This window comes from Arthrobacter sp., from assembly GCF_031179985.1.
GTDB lineage: Bacteria > Actinomycetota > Actinomycetes > Actinomycetales > Micrococcaceae > Arthrobacter.
This window is the reverse complement of the sequence record NZ_JAPSHJ010000039.1, coordinates 20,015-38,401: the sequence shown is the minus strand read 5'-3', so window position 1 is coordinate 38,401 and position 18,387 is coordinate 20,015. Positions and strand designations below refer to the sequence as shown.

Here is an 18,387-nt window from a genome sequence, read left to right as displayed (position 1 = left end):
CAGCCCCGGCCCCCGGTGCTGCTCATACAACACGGCCATCGCCGACGAATCCCCGTCCCGCACTCCATTGATCAGATCTGTCTCCGCACCCTCTGTTTCGGTTCCCGGCGTTACCGGTGCCTCCATTGTCCCCACTGCTGTGTCCCCTCGCCGACCCGGCATCATCTGAGCGAAAGACCATCGCTCACCCCCTATACGCCAAGGATTAGGGTTTCATGACACAAAACAGAATACCGGCCAGTAACAAAGCGGGAAACGCTTCCACCAACACCAGGACTGGTTCGTTCGTACTCATCCAGGGACCACGGAGACGTGCACGAGAATATCATTTGGTTTCCTGCCCTAGACGGGATTGCCTCAAGACTGCCCCTTTGCGAGTAATTACCTCTAACTAGACGGACAAATTATGGCCTTAGCACATCGTTTATCACCCTACATCAATGTCTTCAGGAGTAAATAAAGAGATAAGCCTGCTGATTATTATCAGCTGCCAGCTTCGAGAATTCGGCAGTTGCGGAGATGGCACCAAAGCGCACGTTAGCGCCTCCAGAACCCCAGTCCCCTGAAGCAGCAGCGGGGGCGGTCCCCATACCCCCAAAGTCGGTATGACAATGTCAGCAGTAGCTACCTGCTGCCTGCTCACCATTTTGTGCAATCGTGCATAAACAATTGACACGCCACTAATTCCATTTATTATTAAGGCGTCTGGGGGAAGCAAATTCGACTGACTTCAATTGTCGAAGATGTACCCGAAGAATCGTTTGGGTCGTGTCGGCCTAATCTAAACCGACGGGTGGTAGTCTGTTGCTTTTTCCGCGCACGAACACAAATTCCTCGATAGGTCCAGCGCCCTTTCTGGGACCTTCGATTGTTCGCCCCAGTGGCAGTCGCAGCACCGTTATGGCGCTCGTTCTTGTCCTTTTGGTAAGTCTTCTGTCGCTCGTGGCACCGGCCGTTACCGCACCGTCGGCCCAGGCAGCGCCGGGTGATCCGTTCAACTCTGCCGACGCATCGGTTTTTGTGGCCCAGTCCTCCGGAGGGGGGCCCACGACACTGTACTCGTCGACAACGGATGGAACGGGTACAACGACGTTTACCGCTGTAGGACCACCCTCCGGACTGGTGTATAACGCCATTGCATACAGCACGGTTGATAACTACATTTACGCCATTTCAGGCAGCAGCGGTTTGGGTGGAGACGGTTCCACGATCCCCGCCGGATCGGTGATACGGGTAGGCCAGGACGGATACGTGACACGAATCGGAACTGCCACACACCCCACTCCCGGAATTAATGTGGGCGCCTTCGGCGGCGACGGCCTCTTCTACGTTATGGCCGGAGGTTCCGGTCAAGAGATGCTCGTAATCGATCATGTGACGGGGGCTCTGGTTCGCACCGTTAACCTGTCGGCCGCCCCGAGCATCGCTGACTTCACCTATATTGATGGTTACCTGTGGAGTGTCAGGGTGGCTACCGGGCAGATGGTTCGGATCGATCCTGCCACGGGCACTGTCACTACCTTCGCCGAGCAGGTCCTGCCTCTGGGCCAGGGACAGGGTGCAGTCTGGACCTACGGCAATGGCAATCTCGGCGCTTCGACCAACAACGACGGTACTGTTTACCAGATCGCCATTGCGGACGGGGCATCAGCAACTCCCTCCTTCACTGTGGTGGCCTCCAACAGCGGGCCGCCCAGCTCCTTGAACGACGGAACCTCCTCACCAGGTATCCCTACAGACCTCGCGATCGTCAAGACAGGTCCAGCCGAGTTCATCCCCGGCACCACCCTCACCTACACCCTGACGGTGACAAACAACGGCCCCGGTAGCTCTACCGGCTTCGTCGTTGACGACTCAGTTCCCTCGCCCTTGACAAACGTGGCAACAAACAGTGCAGCGTGCACAGTCACCGGTAACGACGTCACCTGCGTCAGCGGCACCCTGGCGGTTGGGGCCTCACAGGAATTCACCATCACAGCAGACGCCCCAGCCACCATGTCCACCTGTGTACTGAACACAGCCACAGTCCTGGCTAACCAAACGGATCCCGAGCCCACCAACAACTCCTCATCCACGCCAAGCTGCCCGGCGCCCCAGGACTTCGGCGACGCGCCCGAGTCCTATAGCACAGCAGCAGCCGCCAACGGACCAAACCACTACGTGACCGGTTATGACTCCGCCACCAGCACAGCTCCGCTGATGCTCGGAGCCACCATAGATACTGAGTCCGACGGTCAGCCGTCTGCTGCCGCTGATGGCGACGGCGCCGACGAAAACGGCGTTGCGGAGCCGATCCTCATTACCCGGAATCAGGCATCGACTGTGTCTGTCTCCGCGACGAACAACACCAACGTGGACGTGACCCTTGCCGGATGGATTGACCTGAACGGCGACGGAGCGTTCCAAACCGCAGAACGGGTGACGGCGACGGTGCCGGCCAACTCGGGCACGAACAGCTACCAGCTGGCCTTCCCTGCCGGAACGACAGCAACGGACAGCTTCGCCCGGTTCAGGATTTTTGGTGAAGTTGTTGCCGACCCCCAGCCGACCGGCAGCGCAGCAGGCGGTGAGGCAGAGGATTATCTGGTCACGGTCCTGGACACAGCGCTGTCCGTTGAGAAGACCTCGGATGCGACCGGTGACACCAGGGGCGGAGACACCATCACCTACACGGTCACGGTCAGAAACACCGGGACCGGTGATTACACAGACACAACACCCGCATCAATGAGCGATGATCTTTCCGCCGTCCTTGACGACGCAACATTCAACAACGACGCTGCAGTGTCCTTCTCGAATGGTTCCGCCTCTGCACCCCCGGTCCTGACAGGTACGACCCTGGCCTGGTCCGGTCCGTTGAAGTCTGGCGAGATCGCCACGATCACCTACAGCGCCGCACTGCAACCCGGCGGGGACGGCGTAGTAACCAATACCGCCTGCGTCCCGGCCCAGGAAGCCCCCGACTGCGACCCGATTGTGAACCTTCTACCGCGGCTAACGATCGCCAAAACAGCAGATACGACGGAAGTGCCTGTCAACGGCACTGTGGTTACTTACACGCTGGTCGTAACCAACGAAGGCCCCGGCGACTTCACCAACACCAGGCCAGGGACATCCTCCGATGACCTCTCCAAGGTTCTGGACGACGCCGCCTACAACAACGACGCCGTCGCCACAGCCGGCACCGTTTCCTTCGATTCCGGTGCGCAGAAACTGGACTGGTCCGGTGCCCTCGCTGCCGGCGCAACAGCAACAGTCACCTACTCGGTGACCTATGACTCCACCGGCGGTGACCAGTTGCTGGTGAACGTGGCGTGCATTCCGGCCGAACTAGCCCTGAACACGGACGAGGCGTGTGACTCAGTCCAGACTCCTGCCGCTGCGCTGCAGCAGCGCAAGAGCGTAGACCCGTCCTCCGGAACCCCCGTCAGAGCGGGCCAGTCACTGACGTACACCCTGCACTTCGGGAACACGGGGAAGGCCGCCGCGACGTTGGATGAATTCGATGACCTTTCCAAAGTCCTCGATGATGCAACCCTTACCAGCGGACCCGTCTCCTCGGACCCTGCCCTGACTGCAGTACTGAACGGCTCACGGATCGATATCGACGGATCCGTCCCGGTGGGCGCCACCTACACCGTCAGCTACACGGTCACCGTCAAGGCGTTCGAGCAACAAGGGGACCATGTCCTGAATAATGCCCTCGGCGCTGATACAAACTGCACTCCCGACAGCCCGCTCTGCACCATCAACCCCATTACGCCCCCCGCGCTCCCGGAGACACCGGCGGCCAGTCCCCTGGCCAACACGGGATCTCCCGCCATGAACGCACTCCTGCTCGTCGCAGGCTTGCTGCTGGCAGCAGGCGTAAGCCTGAGGCTCATTCGCCGCGGCAAAGCCAGCCAGGAAGAGGAAGGGGCACTCCCCTTAACCTAATCTTCGCTCACCGCTGCTTCCCCCTGGTGTGGCGGTGACCGGAAGCGGCACTGATGAAAACCAGCGGCAAAAAACAGATGCAGGCCCCCATGAGACCCGAGGGCCTGCATTTGTTGTATGCCCTGACCGCCCGATCGACGAACAGCAGCGGTTCCCTGGTCGTTGGAGTCCCCTCCGGTGGGAGCGACCCGCGAACCAGCACAGACCAAGATCAACACGGGAAGAAAGAAGTCCTATCCATGATCTCCACCATGCCCCGCGCCCGATCCTCATGAACGATCCATCAACAGTGGCGTTCACCCTCACCTACGCCGCCACCCTCGGCGTCGCCGCAATAATGTTCCTCGGACAAATCCTGGCTTTCGCCGTCATGCTCGCCCTGGCGGGAATAGTCGGTCTCCTGGCCTACGGGGCTCAGGTAGTGACGCGCCACCGCTCAGATACCTAAGACGCCTGCCCTGCACGGTTACACGCGGTCGTCTCAATTCCTCAGAACTGGGACACTTCCCGCGGCCGGCACTCCCCCAGCTCGCAAACGCGATCGTCGGAACCCGTTGAGGTGCCGGTCCACGGCTCATTCCACTACCGTTCCGGGCGGCGAGAGCGAAACGACCGAGCGAGCTTCAGGTTGCGCGGGCCGACAGAAGCAAGAACAACGGAACACGCCTTCTGCGGACCAACTCGGCTTCGTCTCCGCCGAATCGGCCGGGTTCCGGTTCGCACTCGCGCAAAGCTGTCAGGTTGAATCCTGCACCATTAATCGCACCCACATACTGTTCAATGGTCCGGTGGAACCAGGTCACGGTGTCACCCATCCACAAGCGCTCGTCGATGGTGCCGCCGTGGGCTTCCACTATGTCCTTGCTGATGGAAAGGCCCAGGCCGGCCCCGGGGATGGTTGACTCGCGTACATTGCCAGCCCGGAAGAATTTGGTGAAGACTTTCGCCTGGTCCTCGGTATTCATTCCCATGCCGGTGTCGCTGACCCGGCAGACCAGCTCCCCGTCCTGCTGTTCGAGGGCAACCAGCACATTGCCGCCTCCCGGCGAGTACTTGATGGCGTTGGACACCAGGTTCTCCACCACTTGTGAGATGCTGCTGGCGTCAACATTTACGTCCAAGCGCTCAGGCGTGGATACCTGCAAGTCCACTCGGCAGTCGGCGGCCTTGGGCAGGGCGGCGGATACGCAGGCGCGGACCAGTTCAGCAACGTCCACGGGTTCCCGTCTCACAACGGACTTATCATGCCCGAGGGCTAAAAGATCGGATACCAGGATAAGCAACCGTTCGGAGTTCTTCCTGATGATCTCCATCGGCTGCTTCTGGTCCTCGGCCAGGTCGCCGTCCTGGAGGAGTTCGATATATCCCAGGATGGACGTCAGGGGGGTCCTGAGCTCGTGGGAGACGTTGGAGACGAACACGTCCTTGACCGCCAGCGCGTTCATGAGCTCTGTCACGTCGCTGAAGGAAAGCACTGATCCGATGAATTTGCCATCCGGGTCCTTTATAGGCCGGGCCGCGACGCTAATCGCCCTCTGTTCTTTGCCTGTACCCAGCCAGACCGGGTAGTCCGTAAAGGTTTCTCCCAGGAGCGCACGGCGATAGGGGCGCTCCTCTGCCGGAACCGGCGTGGTTCGGTCCGCCTCCAAGACACGTATCTGGGACCCGGCGCCCGGGGTGCTGAGCGGCATCGCCACCTCGTGGTTGGCCCGCTGCTTGCGGTTCATCAGGATGTCATTGCCCTCCGCATCAACCGCAAGGACACCCACGTTAACGGTTTCCAAGATGGTATTCAACAGCGATTCCTGCCGTTGGCTGTTGCGCAGGTTTGCCTGAAGCAGTTCATCCTTCTGCCTCAAAACCCGCTGTTGCCGGCCCACGCTTCGGGTCAGGAACCTAATCGAGAACCCAAGCATGAATATCGTCACCGGCACGAGCAGGGGACGCGTCAGATCCTGCACGGAGACGGTCCCGTGGAGGAAAGCAGGTAACCAGGTGATGCCCAGCGGTGCAAGGAATGAAAGCCATAGCGATGACCGCGGATAGAAGCCGGAGGCGCATAACCAGATCACCGGGAAAACCGCGAGCAGGCCGATGCCCGCCCGACCTTCCTCACCGCCTTCGCTCCCCACAGCGATCGAGACGAAGTCCAACAGCGGGATTATCAGATAGCTGGTATATGGCAAGCGATCCCATGGGACCACATAGCAAAGCAGCAAGATGCCCAGCTGGGACAGGAGAAATCCGACAAGAAGCGGGTTTCCCAGGCCTTCCTGAAAAGACACCCACAACAGGACTCCCGTAAACTCTGACACCAAAAAAAGAGACAGCTGGCATAAGAGAATCCTGTCCCTCAACTGGTACTCCTGGAACGGCCGGCGCGAGAACTCCAAATGATGCCAAGCCCACGGGTCGGGCGGCCGGATGGAACTGACAGACATTGAATATTTCTCTCTTCATCACAGGATGCTGCCTCTGCGGGCCCCGGGCCGGACTGAATGCTGTTGGCCCGGACACTGACGGGCACAGACCGGATCGTGACGCCAAGGTGTTCTTCGCGTTCACATTGTGAATGCGACCGGCAGGAGACTTGCCGCCACTGATGGGACGGCAGGTTTGTGCGCGCCCGGTAGAAGGGCCTGGCATCTGCTTCCGGCGCAAGTGACAGGAGAGCCGACTCAAATCGAGCAGGCCCTCCTGTCCGCTTCCCAGTTAGAGGTTTGAGTCCTAGCTGGACTCTCTAGTGCCGCAGGCGCTTCCGTTTGCTGACGATGAGGAAAACGGCCCCGCCGAGGAGGAGCACCAGCCCGAGGGGAAGCGCGAACTGTGGGGCACCTGTGTAGGCCAGGGCGGTCGGCTCTGTTGAGGGTGTGGTGCTCGGTTCGGCAACCGGGGTGGAGGCGGGTGAGATGGGCTCGCCAAAGGGTGTGTTGCCCGGGGTGCCCGGATCTTCAGCGGGGGTGACCGGCGGCATGGCCTTGATCTGAGCATCGGACGGATTTGAGACGACGTCGTGGCCGTTGGTGGTCCCGCCATGGGCGACGGCGGTGTTGGTGATGATGCCGGTGTTGAAGTCCTGCAGTGTCACGGTGTATTCCGCTGTGCAGGTGACCTGGGCTTTGGGCGCCAAGGACGCGGCGCCGGCAGGACAGGAAACAAGTGGAGAGCCGCCGGTGCCGGAGAACGCGGTCTCGGTGATGGTGATTGGTGCAAGGGTCACGTTGCTGGTGTTGGTGACGTTGAAGGAGTAGTGCAGGGTCTGTCCTGCGTCCGTGATGGCTTCTTCAGCCACGGACTTGACCAGCGCGAGGGATCCTCCGAACGTGACGGTAGCGTTGCCCGGCGGATTCAGGCCCGTGACGGTGACGTTGCCCGGCCCGTTGGTGTAGACACCGGCGGTACCTGAAGTCGCGTCCACGGTAACGGTGCAGGAGGCCATGCCTTCGCTGAGGTTGCCGGCAACTGCGACTGACGTGCCGCCGTCGACGGCTGTCACCGTGCCGCCGGGGCACGTGGTAGCGGCCGCTGCCGGCGATGCCAGGGTCAGGCCGGCGGGCAGGTTGTCGGTGAATGACCAGCCGTTCTTTGCGCCGAGTTCTGAAGTGTTGGTGACGGTGAAGGTCAGGGTTGATGTGCCGTTCAAGGGCACGTCTACGGGGCTGAAGGATTTGTCCAGCTGCGGGGTGACATCCAGTACCGTGATGTTGTCAAAAGCGTGGTCATTGCCCATCCAGTTGCCCAGGACGTTCCGCAGGACGATGCCGAACGAGTCACCGGTCAACAACACGGAGCCGTCCGCAACGTAGCTGCCGGCCCGGGCGGTGTTGTTACTGGAGGGACGGTCGATGAAATGGGGAGTCCCGTCGGCGCACACGTCGATCGGCTCGTTGGAGACCGGGTGTTCACCCGTGCTGTCCTTCAGATGGAAAGCCAGCAGCGGGTCAGTCTCCGCGTCCGCCCGCACAAAGTCCTCTCTGCAGTTCAGAGCCGCCGCGTCCACGCCAAAGGTGACGAACCGGCCGGTCGCAGCCGGAAACGTGATGGGGGTGACGGTCTGGAATTCGACAGCGTTGGCGGGGCCGTCACCTTCGGTGTAGGCCGAGACACCGGAGTTCGTAGCCGGGGTCTCGGAGCCGCCAACGACGCCCAGAACGTTCACGAGATCCTTTGTCGCCTGAAAACTGTCGGCCGCAAGCTCGGGCTTGATAGCACTGCAGTCCGTGCCGTTGTGCGGGGTGGTGAAATCGACCACCATACCGTTGCACGCCGGGCCGCTCAGCCAATACGGGTCCGCGGAATACTCCTGCCCGGTAGTCCCCGTGTAGGCGTCCAAACGGATATTCGAACCCGGGGCACGATTCTCGAAGTCCTCAATGAACAGCACCACCGGGTCCCCCGGCACACCGGGCGTGCCCGGGGCAGCATGCGCAGCTGGCGCAACCACAAAGCCGAAACCCGCGGCAAGCAGCACGCCCGCGGACACGCCCCGGACAGTTGCTGAACGGACTGTGCGGACAAACCCGGCGGCGCGGGGTACCCGCACAAGATCAGTTGGAGATGTAAGCATCGGAAGGGACTTTCTTGATCCGGACACGACAAAGCTTCTGGTGAATCCATGCCACGTCTGATTGAGAGGTTGCTGCGTTCCACATCTGTGGACACATAAGTACTTTACACATGTCATGTTGTTTACGTGTGTATAGACTTTGATTCATGAAACTGAATCAAAATCCAGACGCCCAGGACCCGCGGGTCCGGCGATCTCGGACTGCAGTTATGCAGGCCGCAGTCGCTCTGGTGGCCGAGAGGGGCACGGCTGCCGTTCCTCTTTCAGATATTGCCGAGGCGGCAGATGTAAGCCGTCCCGTGGTTTACCAGCACTTCGGTGACCGGGACAACCTTCTCCTGCAGTCCGCCGTTGATCTCGCGACGCGTGAACTACTGCCGCGAATGGCGGCCGCTGCTAACAGGGCGAGCGGACGAGACGGGACCCTGGCCATGGCCCGGCATTTCGCGGAGCACAGGTCGTTCTACCGGGCTGTTCTGACGAGTTCCTGCGCATTCGCGCTGAACAAGGCGCTCAGTGGCCTGATCATCCCCCATAACAAGCAGATGGTGCACGAGATGTCCGGTGGCTCCCTCGATACGCAGGGAGAAGAGGACCTTGCCACCTTCCTCACCGGAGGGGGGGCCGCCGTCGTCAACACCTGGGTAGTGGAGAGTGCAGACCCTCTCGACCCTGAAGAGTTCGCGGACCGGCTCATGCGACTGGCATCCGCCCTTCCCGCAATTATTGACAGAACAGCCACAACACCGCCGAAAGGGCGAAAGTCATGACCCTGACAAGCCACATCCTCCAGCGCAAACTGGAACTTCCGCCGCCCCTGAGCCGCGACCTCGTCATTCAAAAGCAGCTCCGGGTGCCGATGCCCGATGGCGTCGACCTCCTGGCGGACCGGTGGGCGCCGCGGAAGGGCGGCGAAGGGTTGCCGACGGCCCTGGTGCGCACCCCCTATGGCCGGGCGGGTATTTTTGGCACCGTCATGGCAAGGCCCTTGGCCGAACGTGGGTTCCAGGTGCTGATCCAAAGCACCCGCGGCGGATACGGCTCGGGCGGGACCATGGACCCCATGCGGCAAGAGCGCGCCGACGGCCTGGCAACACTGGACTGGGTGATAAAGCAGCCCTGGTTCGGAGACTCAATGGTGCTGGTGGGCCAAAGCTACCTCGGATTTGTCCAATGGGCGGTGGCCGATCAACTTCCGCCACAGGTCAAGGCAATGATCCCCCAGGTAACCGAATCCGCACTGACCCTGGAATTCCTTCGCGAGGACGGCATGTCCCTTGAGCTTCCGTTTGAATGGGGGGTCATGACTGCTGTCCAGGAACGTCCTTGGGCGATGCTCCGAACGAAGAACCAAGCCAAGAAAACCGCCCGGGCACTGCAGACGCTGCCTCTCAATCAAGCCGACGTCGCCGCGATCGGCCACAGCTCAAAATACATCCAGGACGTCCTGAGGTACGACGCGAAACACGAATTCTGGGCCGCCGCCGACCACACCCATCGGGTGGCCAACGTGGGCGTCCCGGTCAGCTCCATTGGCGGCTGGTACGACATCTTCCTGCCCGGCCAGCTCCGGGACTTCCAAGTCCTCCAGGAAGAAGGCCTTCCCGCCCGCCTGACTGTTGGCCCATGGACGCACAACGCGTTCCACAACACTGGCGTCCTCGAGGCCGTCGAGTTCGGGCTGGCGTACGCAAAGGGCGAGCAGCCGCCCCACCGCCCCCCTGTCCGCCTGTTCGTGATGGGCGAGGACTCATGGCGGGACTTCGACTCGTGGCCGCCAAAGGGCTACGCACCAAAGAAGTTCCACCTCCAACCCGACGGCGGACTCTCCGGCGGACCGTCCGCGGCATCGGAACCTGACCGGTACCGCTACGATCCAAGCGACCCAACCCCCGCGGCCGGAGGCATCAGCATCAACCACGGCGGCCGCGTCGACAACACCGCACTGGAGGCACGCCAAGACGTGCTCACTTACACCACAGCCCCGCTCGATGAGGACGTCGAGATCATCGGCGAAGTCAGCGCGGAGATCTGGTTCCGCTCCAGCCTCGCCAACGCTGACGTATTCGTTAGATTGTGTGACGTCGGCCCCGACGGCCGCTCGCACAACATCTGCGACGGACTGACCAGTTTGTCCGCTGCGGACGAACTCGCCGCAGTAACAGTGAAGCTTTGGCCCACCGCCTACCTTTTCAAGCAGGGCCACCGCATCAGGGTTCAGGTTTCCAGCGGGGCCTTCCCCCGCTATGCCCGCAACCCAGGCACAGGAGAGCCCAGGGCCACCGCCACCACCCTTCGTCCAGCAGACCAAACCGTGTACCACGACCCCCAACACCCCTCCGTGGTGACCCTCCCGGTCCGGGCGTAGACGATGCGGCGTCGCGGTTGAAGAACAGGAACGAAACAGAGATAAAGGGCTTCCAACAACAGATCGACAAGCTAAAGTAGGGCTGATCATGGATGAACCAACTCGCGTTTCAGTTCAGTTCCTTAAGGAAGCGATAGCGGTGCTACTGCAACATCTTGAGGAAGTAGAAGGTCCAGAAATAGGGCTGGAGAAAGACTACTTCTGGTCCATTCCACCTGAGCGTCTCTATGACGTCTATAACGAACCCTCATCATTCACCATCGGACAGTTAACGGAGTCTTTGGGTAATCTCGAAAAAATGGTTGATGACCCTACGCGAGTGTTGAGCTATGGTCTGGTTTCGATGGCAGACGTACTTAGGGCCGTTGGCCAAGAGGTACTGAATTAGGCCCGAGCAGGAGGGGCTGCGCTCCCATCCCCCGGTTGCGTTGCGGGTGTGCGACTGGCAGCATTCTCATGGAGGCCCTCCGGCGCGTCAATCCAGCTGGCGGCAACTCCTGCTTCTAAGCCTCTGGAGTCAATCAACAGTCCTCCTTTCGGACGTACTTGCACCAACGGGACACGCGCCATCTGCCTGGATGGGCAGCTTTCATGTCGTGGAATCTGTTTGGTTACAGCGGCAGGGAAGTCGAACGCTCAGTACGCCATGGTATTGGTCATCGATGCCCTGGCACCTTCCAAAGAAATCAATCTCAAAAACGATCGATTAATGAGACAAGCCGGCCCACTCCCCCGCTGACTTCCAAAATCCGCGTGCCGACACGGATACGGGCTGTCTCGAAATGCCGTCTAACAACCGATGGTCTCACAACTGCAAATCGTTCGGGATTAAGAGAATACGGGGCCGGGGAACTCGTCATTGCCGCCGACGAAAGCGGCCTTGTCTGAGGCGCCGGACTATGCTGCTTGGTGTGATTAGGTCCGACTGACCTGTCCTACTTCGCACCGCCCATTCCGGGCCAATGGTCTATCGACTAGCGGCTTTGACCGGACACCGCCCACTTCACTGCCCCCGTTGCCTTTCGCTCGCTGTTTGCTGGTCCAGCGCGGTTTCTGGGCCTAAAGGTCAGGAATCGCTGGCCTTGGTGCTGCGGCATTGAATGCTGAGGGCGAACGGGTCTTCGACAAGCCATCGCCTGGGAACACGGTCCGGATACACTTCAGGGTGCCGTGCGAGCTTTCCATCATGGATGCGTTGGCGAAGACTGATGGGGTCTAACTGCGCCACGGTACACTCACCACTTTGCGTGATGTTGCCCCGTCCCTGCGTGTCCATGAACAGCCAAAGCATCATCGCTGTTTGTCATTCTGATACTCGATCATCGCTGGGCGGGCCCTCCGCGCAACCAGGGCGCCAAGCGCCGGCCGCGTCACAAAATTTCGTTCGGCGCTCCTCCGTCACTTATTTCCTTACGAAATTTCCCGGCTTCGCCGGTTCCCCAAGTTGCACTCCGGCCCCTGATCCCAGCAGTGACTCCGTTATCAGAACGACGCCTACATCCAATGGCCGGGATCAAGCACCGGCAAGGCGATCAAGGAACCGGAATCATGGAAACGCCCACCATCGAATCCCCCGCAGACCTGCTCAGCTTCATCGGACACATCCTCGTCTGCTGGCCCCAGGAAAGCCTGGTCTGCCTCACCCTGGACAGCAACCACATCGGCGCCACCCTCCGCGTCGACCGCCCCCGGCACGACGGCGCCGAACGCACCTACGCCCGCCCCGTCGCCGACTACCTCGCACCCGGACGCGTATGACAAGGAAGGCCCCTCGGACGAAGCAGCAGCCTCCGTCAGAACTTTGCTCGGCGGTAGTCATGTCGCTCGGCCCATGTGCCGTCAATGACTGCTTGTAGGGCTACGAGAGAGGGAGCAAGACAACCTCGACCAGTGTTAAAAACAGATTTAAGTGTGGACAATGTCCACACCACCTTTTGCCCGACACATGTCCTTACCAGCCCACGCACCTAGACAACTCGGAGCAGCCAGCCAGGAAAAAACATAGAAAAAATTTGGCCTAAGTCATGTCCGGTTAAATACGCGCGGGAGCCCAGTCCGGGGACTCCCGCAGCACGACGGAACGCAGGAGTTCGGCAGATTTGCGGACACCTTCGCCGGAGTTCACAATGACATCCTCGTGCTCGATATTCAGCGGGCCGTTATAACCAACCGACTGCAGCGTGTAAACGAAATCGGCCCAAAAAGCAGCGCCGCCCGGATGACCCAAGCCGAGGGTCACGTAGTTCCAGGAACGGTCCGCCGTGCGGGCAGGGGGCAACGTGTCAAGAATGCCGTTGACGGACGCATTGGGCCTCTCGATGCGGGCGTCCTTGGCGTGGACATGGAAAATCGATGACCCCAGCGCACGAATGACCGCAAGGATGTCCGCGCCCATCCACATCAGATGAGACGGGTCGAGGTTAGCACCAACGACCTCGTCACCCACAATGCTTTGCAGCCGCTTCATGGTTGCTACATTGAAGACGAGTTGACGGCCATGCATTTCAACAGCCAGCCGGACGTTGTGGGCCCGAGCGAATTCCGCAAGATCAACCCAATAGGGCTCTGCCACCTCGGCCCACTGGTATTCAAGGATCTCAAGTGTCTCCGGCGGCCATGACGTGGTGATCCAGTTGGGTGCCTTCTCCCCCCGCGCGCCGGGAAGCCCGGACATCAACACCACTGTGGGCACTCCCATCTCGGAGGCCACCTTGATCGTGTCCCGTACAACCCTGTCGTGGGCTGGGCCGGTCACGGGGTGGAGTTGGTTACCATTGGCGTTCAGTGCGCTCAAAGTGAGCCCACGGGAGCTGATGGATTCAGCGAGAACGTTGCGTGCCGTAGCGCTCGAAACGAGCTCCTGGAGGTTCGCATGCGGGGACTCGGACCAGTTGCCGGTGGCAATTTCCACAGTCTCCATGCCAAGTTCTGCCGCAGTATCGAGTACTTGTTCTAAGGGTTGGGATCCAAGCGAATCGGTGATAAGTCCAAGCTGCATACATGGTTCCTTCGTACGTCGATGGGCGGCGGAGGCTCATCACCCTCCCATTCTAAAACTTTAGATGAAGATTAGGCTTAATGTCCTTACATAGCAATGTGTTAGCCGTTTAGGTAGTTTGGCCCCGGAGAAACCCGACGAGAAGGATTGCTTCCCTCGCTCTGCGCCGGGGTTGGAAATTATGTCCAGGGCCGTGCTGGCGATGAGCTCCAGGGGCTGCGGGCTGAGACGCGGAAACTTGCACGACTGAGCGACGGGCAGCTTACGCCCAATGGGCGATAGCAGTTACGAAGGGGCAAGAAGCCAGCACAGAGGTCGCGTTAGATGCGATGGAGTCCAGGAGGCTTGGCCCAGCAAGGAAGGGTACCGGAAGCTAAGCTGGGATCCGGAACCCCACAAACTTTCAATAAAACGTGAATTCGAACTCTCACCTTGCGTCCGTCGGGGTTATCCTCAAAGAGCGTATCCAGTTGCGGGGGCATCCGGGCGGGGGGCTAGGCGCACCCGCGGTGTGACTGCCGCGGGCCAGTTTCATTATTTGCATCCACACCGGGGGAACCCGGCGGATTTCAAAGGAAACGAGCATGGGCCGTCGACGTGCAGCAACTGACCCGAGCTATCCACGCTGGATCTGGATCGCCACTGCGGCCACCGTGGCACTTCTCATTGTTGGCGGCGCATTCGTGCTGCGAACTCTCATCTTTCCCGCCGAGTCGGGACTAGGGCCTACAGCCGGAAATGACAACGGACCTCCGGCCGGCGCACCCTTGGCGCAGGACAGTCCTGCCGCCGTCGCCGGGTCCTCTCCCTGCATTTCCTTAAACATCCTCACTTCGCTGGAGAACGCTGAGATGGTCCGGTCCGTGGCGGCCGAATACACGGCGAAGCCCCGCAGTGTGGAAGGCAAATGCGTGACACCGGCCCTGACCCAGGAAAAATCGGGTGTCGCAGCCGGCAAGGTTGCCAAGCAGTTCCCCGGCGTTACCGCCGGCGACAGGCCGGCCATCTGGCTGCCCGACTCCTCCGCGTGGTTGCGCATCGCCAAGGAAAGTGCCGACGGAAGCCCTGATCCGGAAGCGGGAATGAGCATCGCGCGGAGTGCGGTGGTGGTCGCGATGCCCGAGACGATGGCCAGTGCCCTCGGCTGGGACAGCAAACCGCCGTCGTGGTCTGAGGTGTTCAGGATGGCCGGGGACCGGGACGTCTGGGAGCGCCTCGGCCATGGCGACTGGGGGAAGTTCAAGTTCGGCAAGGCCAGTCCGCTTGTCTCGACGTCGGGCCTGATGGCCCTTACTGCTTCCTATGGAGCCGCCGGCGGCAGCCTTGGAGGTGTGGACAGCATGGACCTGGACGCATCGTCGCTGGTGGAGAAAGTGCGTGCCGTGGAACTGGGCACCAGCCACTACATGGCCACCCCCGAGCATTTCCTGTGGCACGCCAGGGAGGCCGACGAGGCCGGGAAGGTCTCGGAGTTCCTCTCCGCCGTGATCGTGGATGAAAAGTCCGTCTGGGACTACAACCGCGGAGTCGTCAGCGAGGACGGCATAACGAAGCGATCCGGTCCGCCACCCAAGGAGCCCCTCCGCGCCATCTACCCCCACGACGGCGTGCATGTGGCGGACAACCCGGCAGTAATACTTGACGGGGATTGGGTAGGGACCCAGCAGCGCCTGGCGGCCCAGGATTTCCTAAAGTTCGCAGTTACGGAACACGGCCAAAACGTTGTAAAGGCCTCCGGGTACCGGACCGTCCAGGGCAAGCTGGACGCCGGAGTGGCGGGAACCGGACGGTACGCTGAGGCGCTCCAGCCACTGCCACTACCCAAGGCGGAGGCGCTTGTAGCCATGCAGGACAGCTTCCCCGAGGTCCGTAAGCGGGCCAGGGCCCTGTTCCTGCTGGATGTCTCGGAGTCCATGGTGCAGGAACCCGGCGTAACCAAGCTGCAGCGGGCCAAGGACGCCGTACGGAAGGCACTGGACCACTTCACGGGTGAGGATGAGGTTGGACTGGCCGCTTTCTCCCATGTGGACGACGGCCCCTTGCAGCCTGGCATCGTGAGTCCGGTAGCCCCGTTCAAGACCAATAAAGCAGACCTCCTCGGCAAGCTAAACGATCTCAAGGCCGTGGACGCCACGCCTCTCTTCGAAGCGGTGAGCCGCTTCACCGGCGAACAGGCCAAGGAATACAAAGACACGTTCATCAACACCATCGTGCTTTTGAGTGACGGCAAAAATGATTCCACCCACCCAGGAGACCTGGGCGGGCTCTCCGAACAGTTGAGCCATCAGAACCACTCGACGCCGGTACTGGTCTTTACGCTCGCTTACGGGCCCGACGCCGACGTCCCCACTCTGCTGGAAATCGCCAAGGCCAGCGGGGCGCACTACTATGACGCCACCGATCCGAACAGGCTCGAAGAGGTGCTCGGCGAACTGGTGACCAGTTTCTAGGATCGTGAGGCAAATGCGGAGCATCGTCAGAGGGACCCGCGGAGGGTCAAGGTAACTCCGCGATCCGGCCCAGTTCGGCCGATATACGACCCAGTCCGGCCGCCAAGGTGTGCACAATGTGCACACCTTTCTTTTGCCCATGTCGCTGCCCCATTCGCCGACTCGCGCGCCCGGATCGGCTGGAGTTCCGCCGATCGGTGCATCGAGGCTAGGATTCGAGCAGAGTCTTGAGGCGCTCTAGATCCGCCTCTACCATCTTGGCATCCCGCCCGAACTCCTCGTCAGTCAGGTCCATCTGCCGAAGAGTGAAGATGACCTCGGAGCCTTCTGGGTGGTCGATGACGCGCAAAGGGTTGTTCACCTTGTTCCCGGACGGCAGTGTCACTTTATGGTCGAGCACGCCGTAGTCGTTGCGGGGCGCGAAAACGAAACTGATCCGGCCCATTGGTGAAGCGGCGAACAGCACGTTTCCCTCGCGTGTAACGTCGCTCTGAGCAAGGCCGCCTGCCCACTCGGGAAGATGCGCAGGGTCGGCGGCGAAGTCGTAGACTTCCGCCTGGGCTCGGTTGATAACCACACTGATGTGACGGCTGTGCATGCCCCATCCTGTCATAAGGGCTGGAACCGGAACTAGCCGTCCGGATCGACTTTGGGAAATTTGGGCGAGTACGAGAATTCCTGTGAGGTCTTCGGGCAAGAGCAAATGGGGAATCATCGTCCAGATTTGCGTCTACTCCAACTCCAAGAACTATGGGACAAATCGGCGACAGCTTCGTCAGCCGCAAGGACCGGGTGTAGACAATGCCTGGGACGTAAACAGTCAGCCTTTCATCAGGTCCGCGTGGTGGACCGCGACAACGTTCGGGTGGGCCCGAAGCCGGTAGCGAAGGGCGTTATCACCGTAGGTTTCCAGAATGGGGCTGTTCGTCGGGTCAACCGAAAGGCCGCGCGCCTTGGTTTGAAACTCTGGGCTCACCGCGAGCTGCGGCATCCTCGCGTCCAGTGCCGGGTTATAGAAGAACGGAAGGGAGACCCTGTCGGTGCCGGGAGGCGGCGAGACCACGCGGTGCAGGGTCGCCTTCAGGTAGCCGTTCGTGGCCAGCTCGAGCATCTCTCCGATGTTGACCACGAAAGATCCGGGAACCTGGGGCGCTTCGATCCAAGTACCCTGGTGCTCGACCTGGAGGCCGCCCTTCCCGGGCTCCACCAGGAGGAGCGTCAGCACCCCGCCGTCACGGTGGGAGCCCACACCCTGTTTGGGTTCCTTGTTGGACGATCCCGGATACCGTACAACCTTAAGCACGGGGAAAGCCCGCGCAGCGAAGGCCTCATCGAAAATGTCCTCCGGCGCTCCGAGGGACACCGCCAGAGCCCGCAGGAGAGCCAATGAGATGGTGCTCAGCCGCTCCATCCACTCGGCGGCAATCTCCCGCATTTCCGGCAGCGCCTCCGGCCACAGGTTCGGCCCCTCCAGGCGCCAATAATCCGCGACCCCCGGGCCCGGCGCCACCACCTGCCTGTCTACTCCGATGTCGATCTGCTCGCGCCAGTCGACTGCACCCTTCGTAAGTTCCCCGCCGACCCGCGTGTAGCCACGGAACTGCGGGCTGTGGACATTCTCAATCGCCAGCTTCTGTTCTTCGGGCAGGTCAAAGAAGCGGCGGGACACATTCAGGATGGCGTCAGTGAGCTCCTGCGGGATGCCGTGGCCGGCCAGATACAGGAAACCGACCTCATGCATGGCATTGCGCAATTCGTCACGAAACCGGGATGCTTCCTCCCCGCCCGCGTTCAACCGCGAGAAGTCGACTACGGGCAGTGTTTCGAGCGGCAACGTCTCCAGTCCTTTTCAGCAAACTTGCCAAACCGACGCATGTGTCTGCTTCCATGTTACGGCCGGGCTGTGGACGTTGGACAGGAACGCAGCCAAACACCGCATCCGGACCAACAGACCCAAAAGGCCGGGCCGATAATGGTATGGCCGATCTTGACGAACGGGTCTGCCCGGCCAGTTGTTCATCGGGCCACTGGTATCAACCGATTCCACACCCGCGCCGAAGGGCGAAAA

General features: G+C 60.9%; 12 protein-coding genes. 7 read left to right on the top strand and 5 right to left on the bottom strand.

The features are described from left to right. Positions 1-942: 942 nt before the first annotated feature. Together RIN13_RS15670 and RIN13_RS15665 are read left to right on the top strand one after the other, a co-directional pair. Positions 943-3,936: a DUF6923 family protein gene (locus RIN13_RS15670; RefSeq protein WP_309108262.1), complete on the top strand. Its 2,994-nt coding sequence runs from the start codon at positions 943-945 to the stop codon at positions 3,934-3,936. Between the two features lie 271 nt (positions 3,937-4,207). Further along, positions 4,208-4,384 (top strand): hypothetical protein, encoded by a 177-nt coding sequence (locus RIN13_RS15665; RefSeq protein WP_309108261.1) that lies wholly within the window; start codon positions 4,208-4,210, stop codon positions 4,382-4,384. Between the two features lie 175 nt (positions 4,385-4,559). On the opposite strand, the gene RIN13_RS15660 is transcribed toward RIN13_RS15665, so the two are convergent. Both RIN13_RS15660 and RIN13_RS15655 read right to left on the bottom strand, forming a co-directional pair. Further along, positions 4,560-6,221, bottom strand: coding sequence for an ATP-binding protein (locus RIN13_RS15660; RefSeq protein ID WP_309108260.1), 1,662 nt, complete (start codon positions 6,219-6,221; stop codon positions 4,560-4,562). A gap of 455 nt (positions 6,222-6,676) precedes the next feature. Next, positions 6,677-8,503, bottom strand: a complete 1,827-nt coding sequence (locus tag RIN13_RS15655) for a hypothetical protein (RefSeq protein ID WP_309108259.1) — start codon at positions 8,501-8,503, stop codon at positions 6,677-6,679. Positions 8,504-8,649: 146 nt separating this feature from the next. Here RIN13_RS15655 and RIN13_RS15650 point away from each other — a divergent pair, with 146 nt between their 5' ends. From RIN13_RS15650 to RIN13_RS15635, 4 genes are all read left to right on the top strand, one after another. Next, positions 8,650-9,273, top strand: a complete 624-nt coding sequence (locus RIN13_RS15650; protein ID WP_309108258.1) for a TetR/AcrR family transcriptional regulator — start codon at positions 8,650-8,652, stop codon at positions 9,271-9,273. After that, positions 9,270-10,871 (top strand): CocE/NonD family hydrolase, encoded by a 1,602-nt coding sequence (locus RIN13_RS15645; RefSeq protein WP_309108257.1) that lies wholly within the window; start codon positions 9,270-9,272, stop codon positions 10,869-10,871. Before RIN13_RS15650 ends, RIN13_RS15645 begins: the two co-directional genes overlap by 4 nt. A gap of 88 nt (positions 10,872-10,959) precedes the next feature. Next, positions 10,960-11,259 carry a hypothetical protein gene (locus RIN13_RS15640; protein ID WP_309108256.1) on the top strand — a complete coding sequence of 100 codons (300 nt, stop codon included), beginning with the start codon at positions 10,960-10,962 and terminating at the stop codon, positions 11,257-11,259. A 1,160-nt stretch (positions 11,260-12,419) separates the two neighbouring features. Next, on the top strand, positions 12,420-12,629 hold the full coding sequence (locus RIN13_RS15635) for a DUF4192 family protein (protein ID WP_309108255.1): 210 nt from the start codon (positions 12,420-12,422) through the stop codon (positions 12,627-12,629). A 274-nt stretch (positions 12,630-12,903) separates the two neighbouring features. Here RIN13_RS15635 and RIN13_RS15630 read toward each other — a convergent pair whose 3' ends face one another. Next, positions 12,904-13,869 carry a sugar phosphate isomerase/epimerase gene (locus tag RIN13_RS15630; protein WP_309108254.1) on the bottom strand — a complete coding sequence of 322 codons (966 nt, stop codon included), beginning with the start codon at positions 13,867-13,869 and terminating at the stop codon, positions 12,904-12,906. A gap of 584 nt (positions 13,870-14,453) precedes the next feature. Here RIN13_RS15630 and RIN13_RS15625 point away from each other — a divergent pair. Then, complete coding sequence (locus tag RIN13_RS15625) at positions 14,454-16,319, top strand: substrate-binding domain-containing protein (protein WP_309108253.1); 1,866 nt, start codon at positions 14,454-14,456, stop codon at positions 16,317-16,319. Between the two features lie 208 nt (positions 16,320-16,527). On the opposite strand, the gene RIN13_RS15620 is transcribed toward RIN13_RS15625, so the two are convergent. Then, positions 16,528-16,917 carry an SRPBCC family protein gene (locus RIN13_RS15620; protein WP_309108252.1) on the bottom strand — a complete coding sequence of 130 codons (390 nt, stop codon included), beginning with the start codon at positions 16,915-16,917 and terminating at the stop codon, positions 16,528-16,530. A gap of 222 nt (positions 16,918-17,139) precedes the next feature. Further along, the gene (locus tag RIN13_RS15615) at positions 17,140-18,153 is read right to left on the bottom strand and encodes a 2-oxoglutarate and iron-dependent oxygenase domain-containing protein (RefSeq protein WP_309108251.1); all 1,014 of its coding nucleotides are present in this window, start codon (positions 18,151-18,153) and stop codon (positions 17,140-17,142) included. Positions 18,154-18,387 lie beyond the last annotated feature (234 nt).

What these genes read in the sequence shown, in the direction of transcription:
- RIN13_RS15645 (WP_309108257.1), top strand. Translation starts at nt 9,270, where the DNA reads ATGACCCTGACAAGCCACATCCTCCAGCGCAAACTGGAACTTCCGCCG.
- RIN13_RS15620 (WP_309108252.1), bottom strand. Translation starts at nt 16,917, where the DNA reads ATGCACAGCCGTCACATCAGTGTGGTTATCAACCGAGCCCAGGCGGAA.
- RIN13_RS15650 (WP_309108258.1), top strand. Translation starts at nt 8,650, where the DNA reads ATGAAACTGAATCAAAATCCAGACGCCCAGGACCCGCGGGTCCGGCGA.
- RIN13_RS15665 (WP_309108261.1), top strand. Translation starts at nt 4,208, where the DNA reads ATGAACGATCCATCAACAGTGGCGTTCACCCTCACCTACGCCGCCACC.
- RIN13_RS15655 (WP_309108259.1), bottom strand. Translation starts at nt 8,503, where the DNA reads ATGCTTACATCTCCAACTGATCTTGTGCGGGTACCCCGCGCCGCCGGG.
- RIN13_RS15625 (WP_309108253.1), top strand. Translation starts at nt 14,454, where the DNA reads ATGGGCCGTCGACGTGCAGCAACTGACCCGAGCTATCCACGCTGGATC.
- RIN13_RS15640 (WP_309108256.1), top strand. Translation starts at nt 10,960, where the DNA reads ATGGATGAACCAACTCGCGTTTCAGTTCAGTTCCTTAAGGAAGCGATA.
- RIN13_RS15630 (WP_309108254.1), bottom strand. Translation starts at nt 13,869, where the DNA reads ATGCAGCTTGGACTTATCACCGATTCGCTTGGATCCCAACCCTTAGAA.
- RIN13_RS15635 (WP_309108255.1), top strand. Translation starts at nt 12,420, where the DNA reads ATGGAAACGCCCACCATCGAATCCCCCGCAGACCTGCTCAGCTTCATC.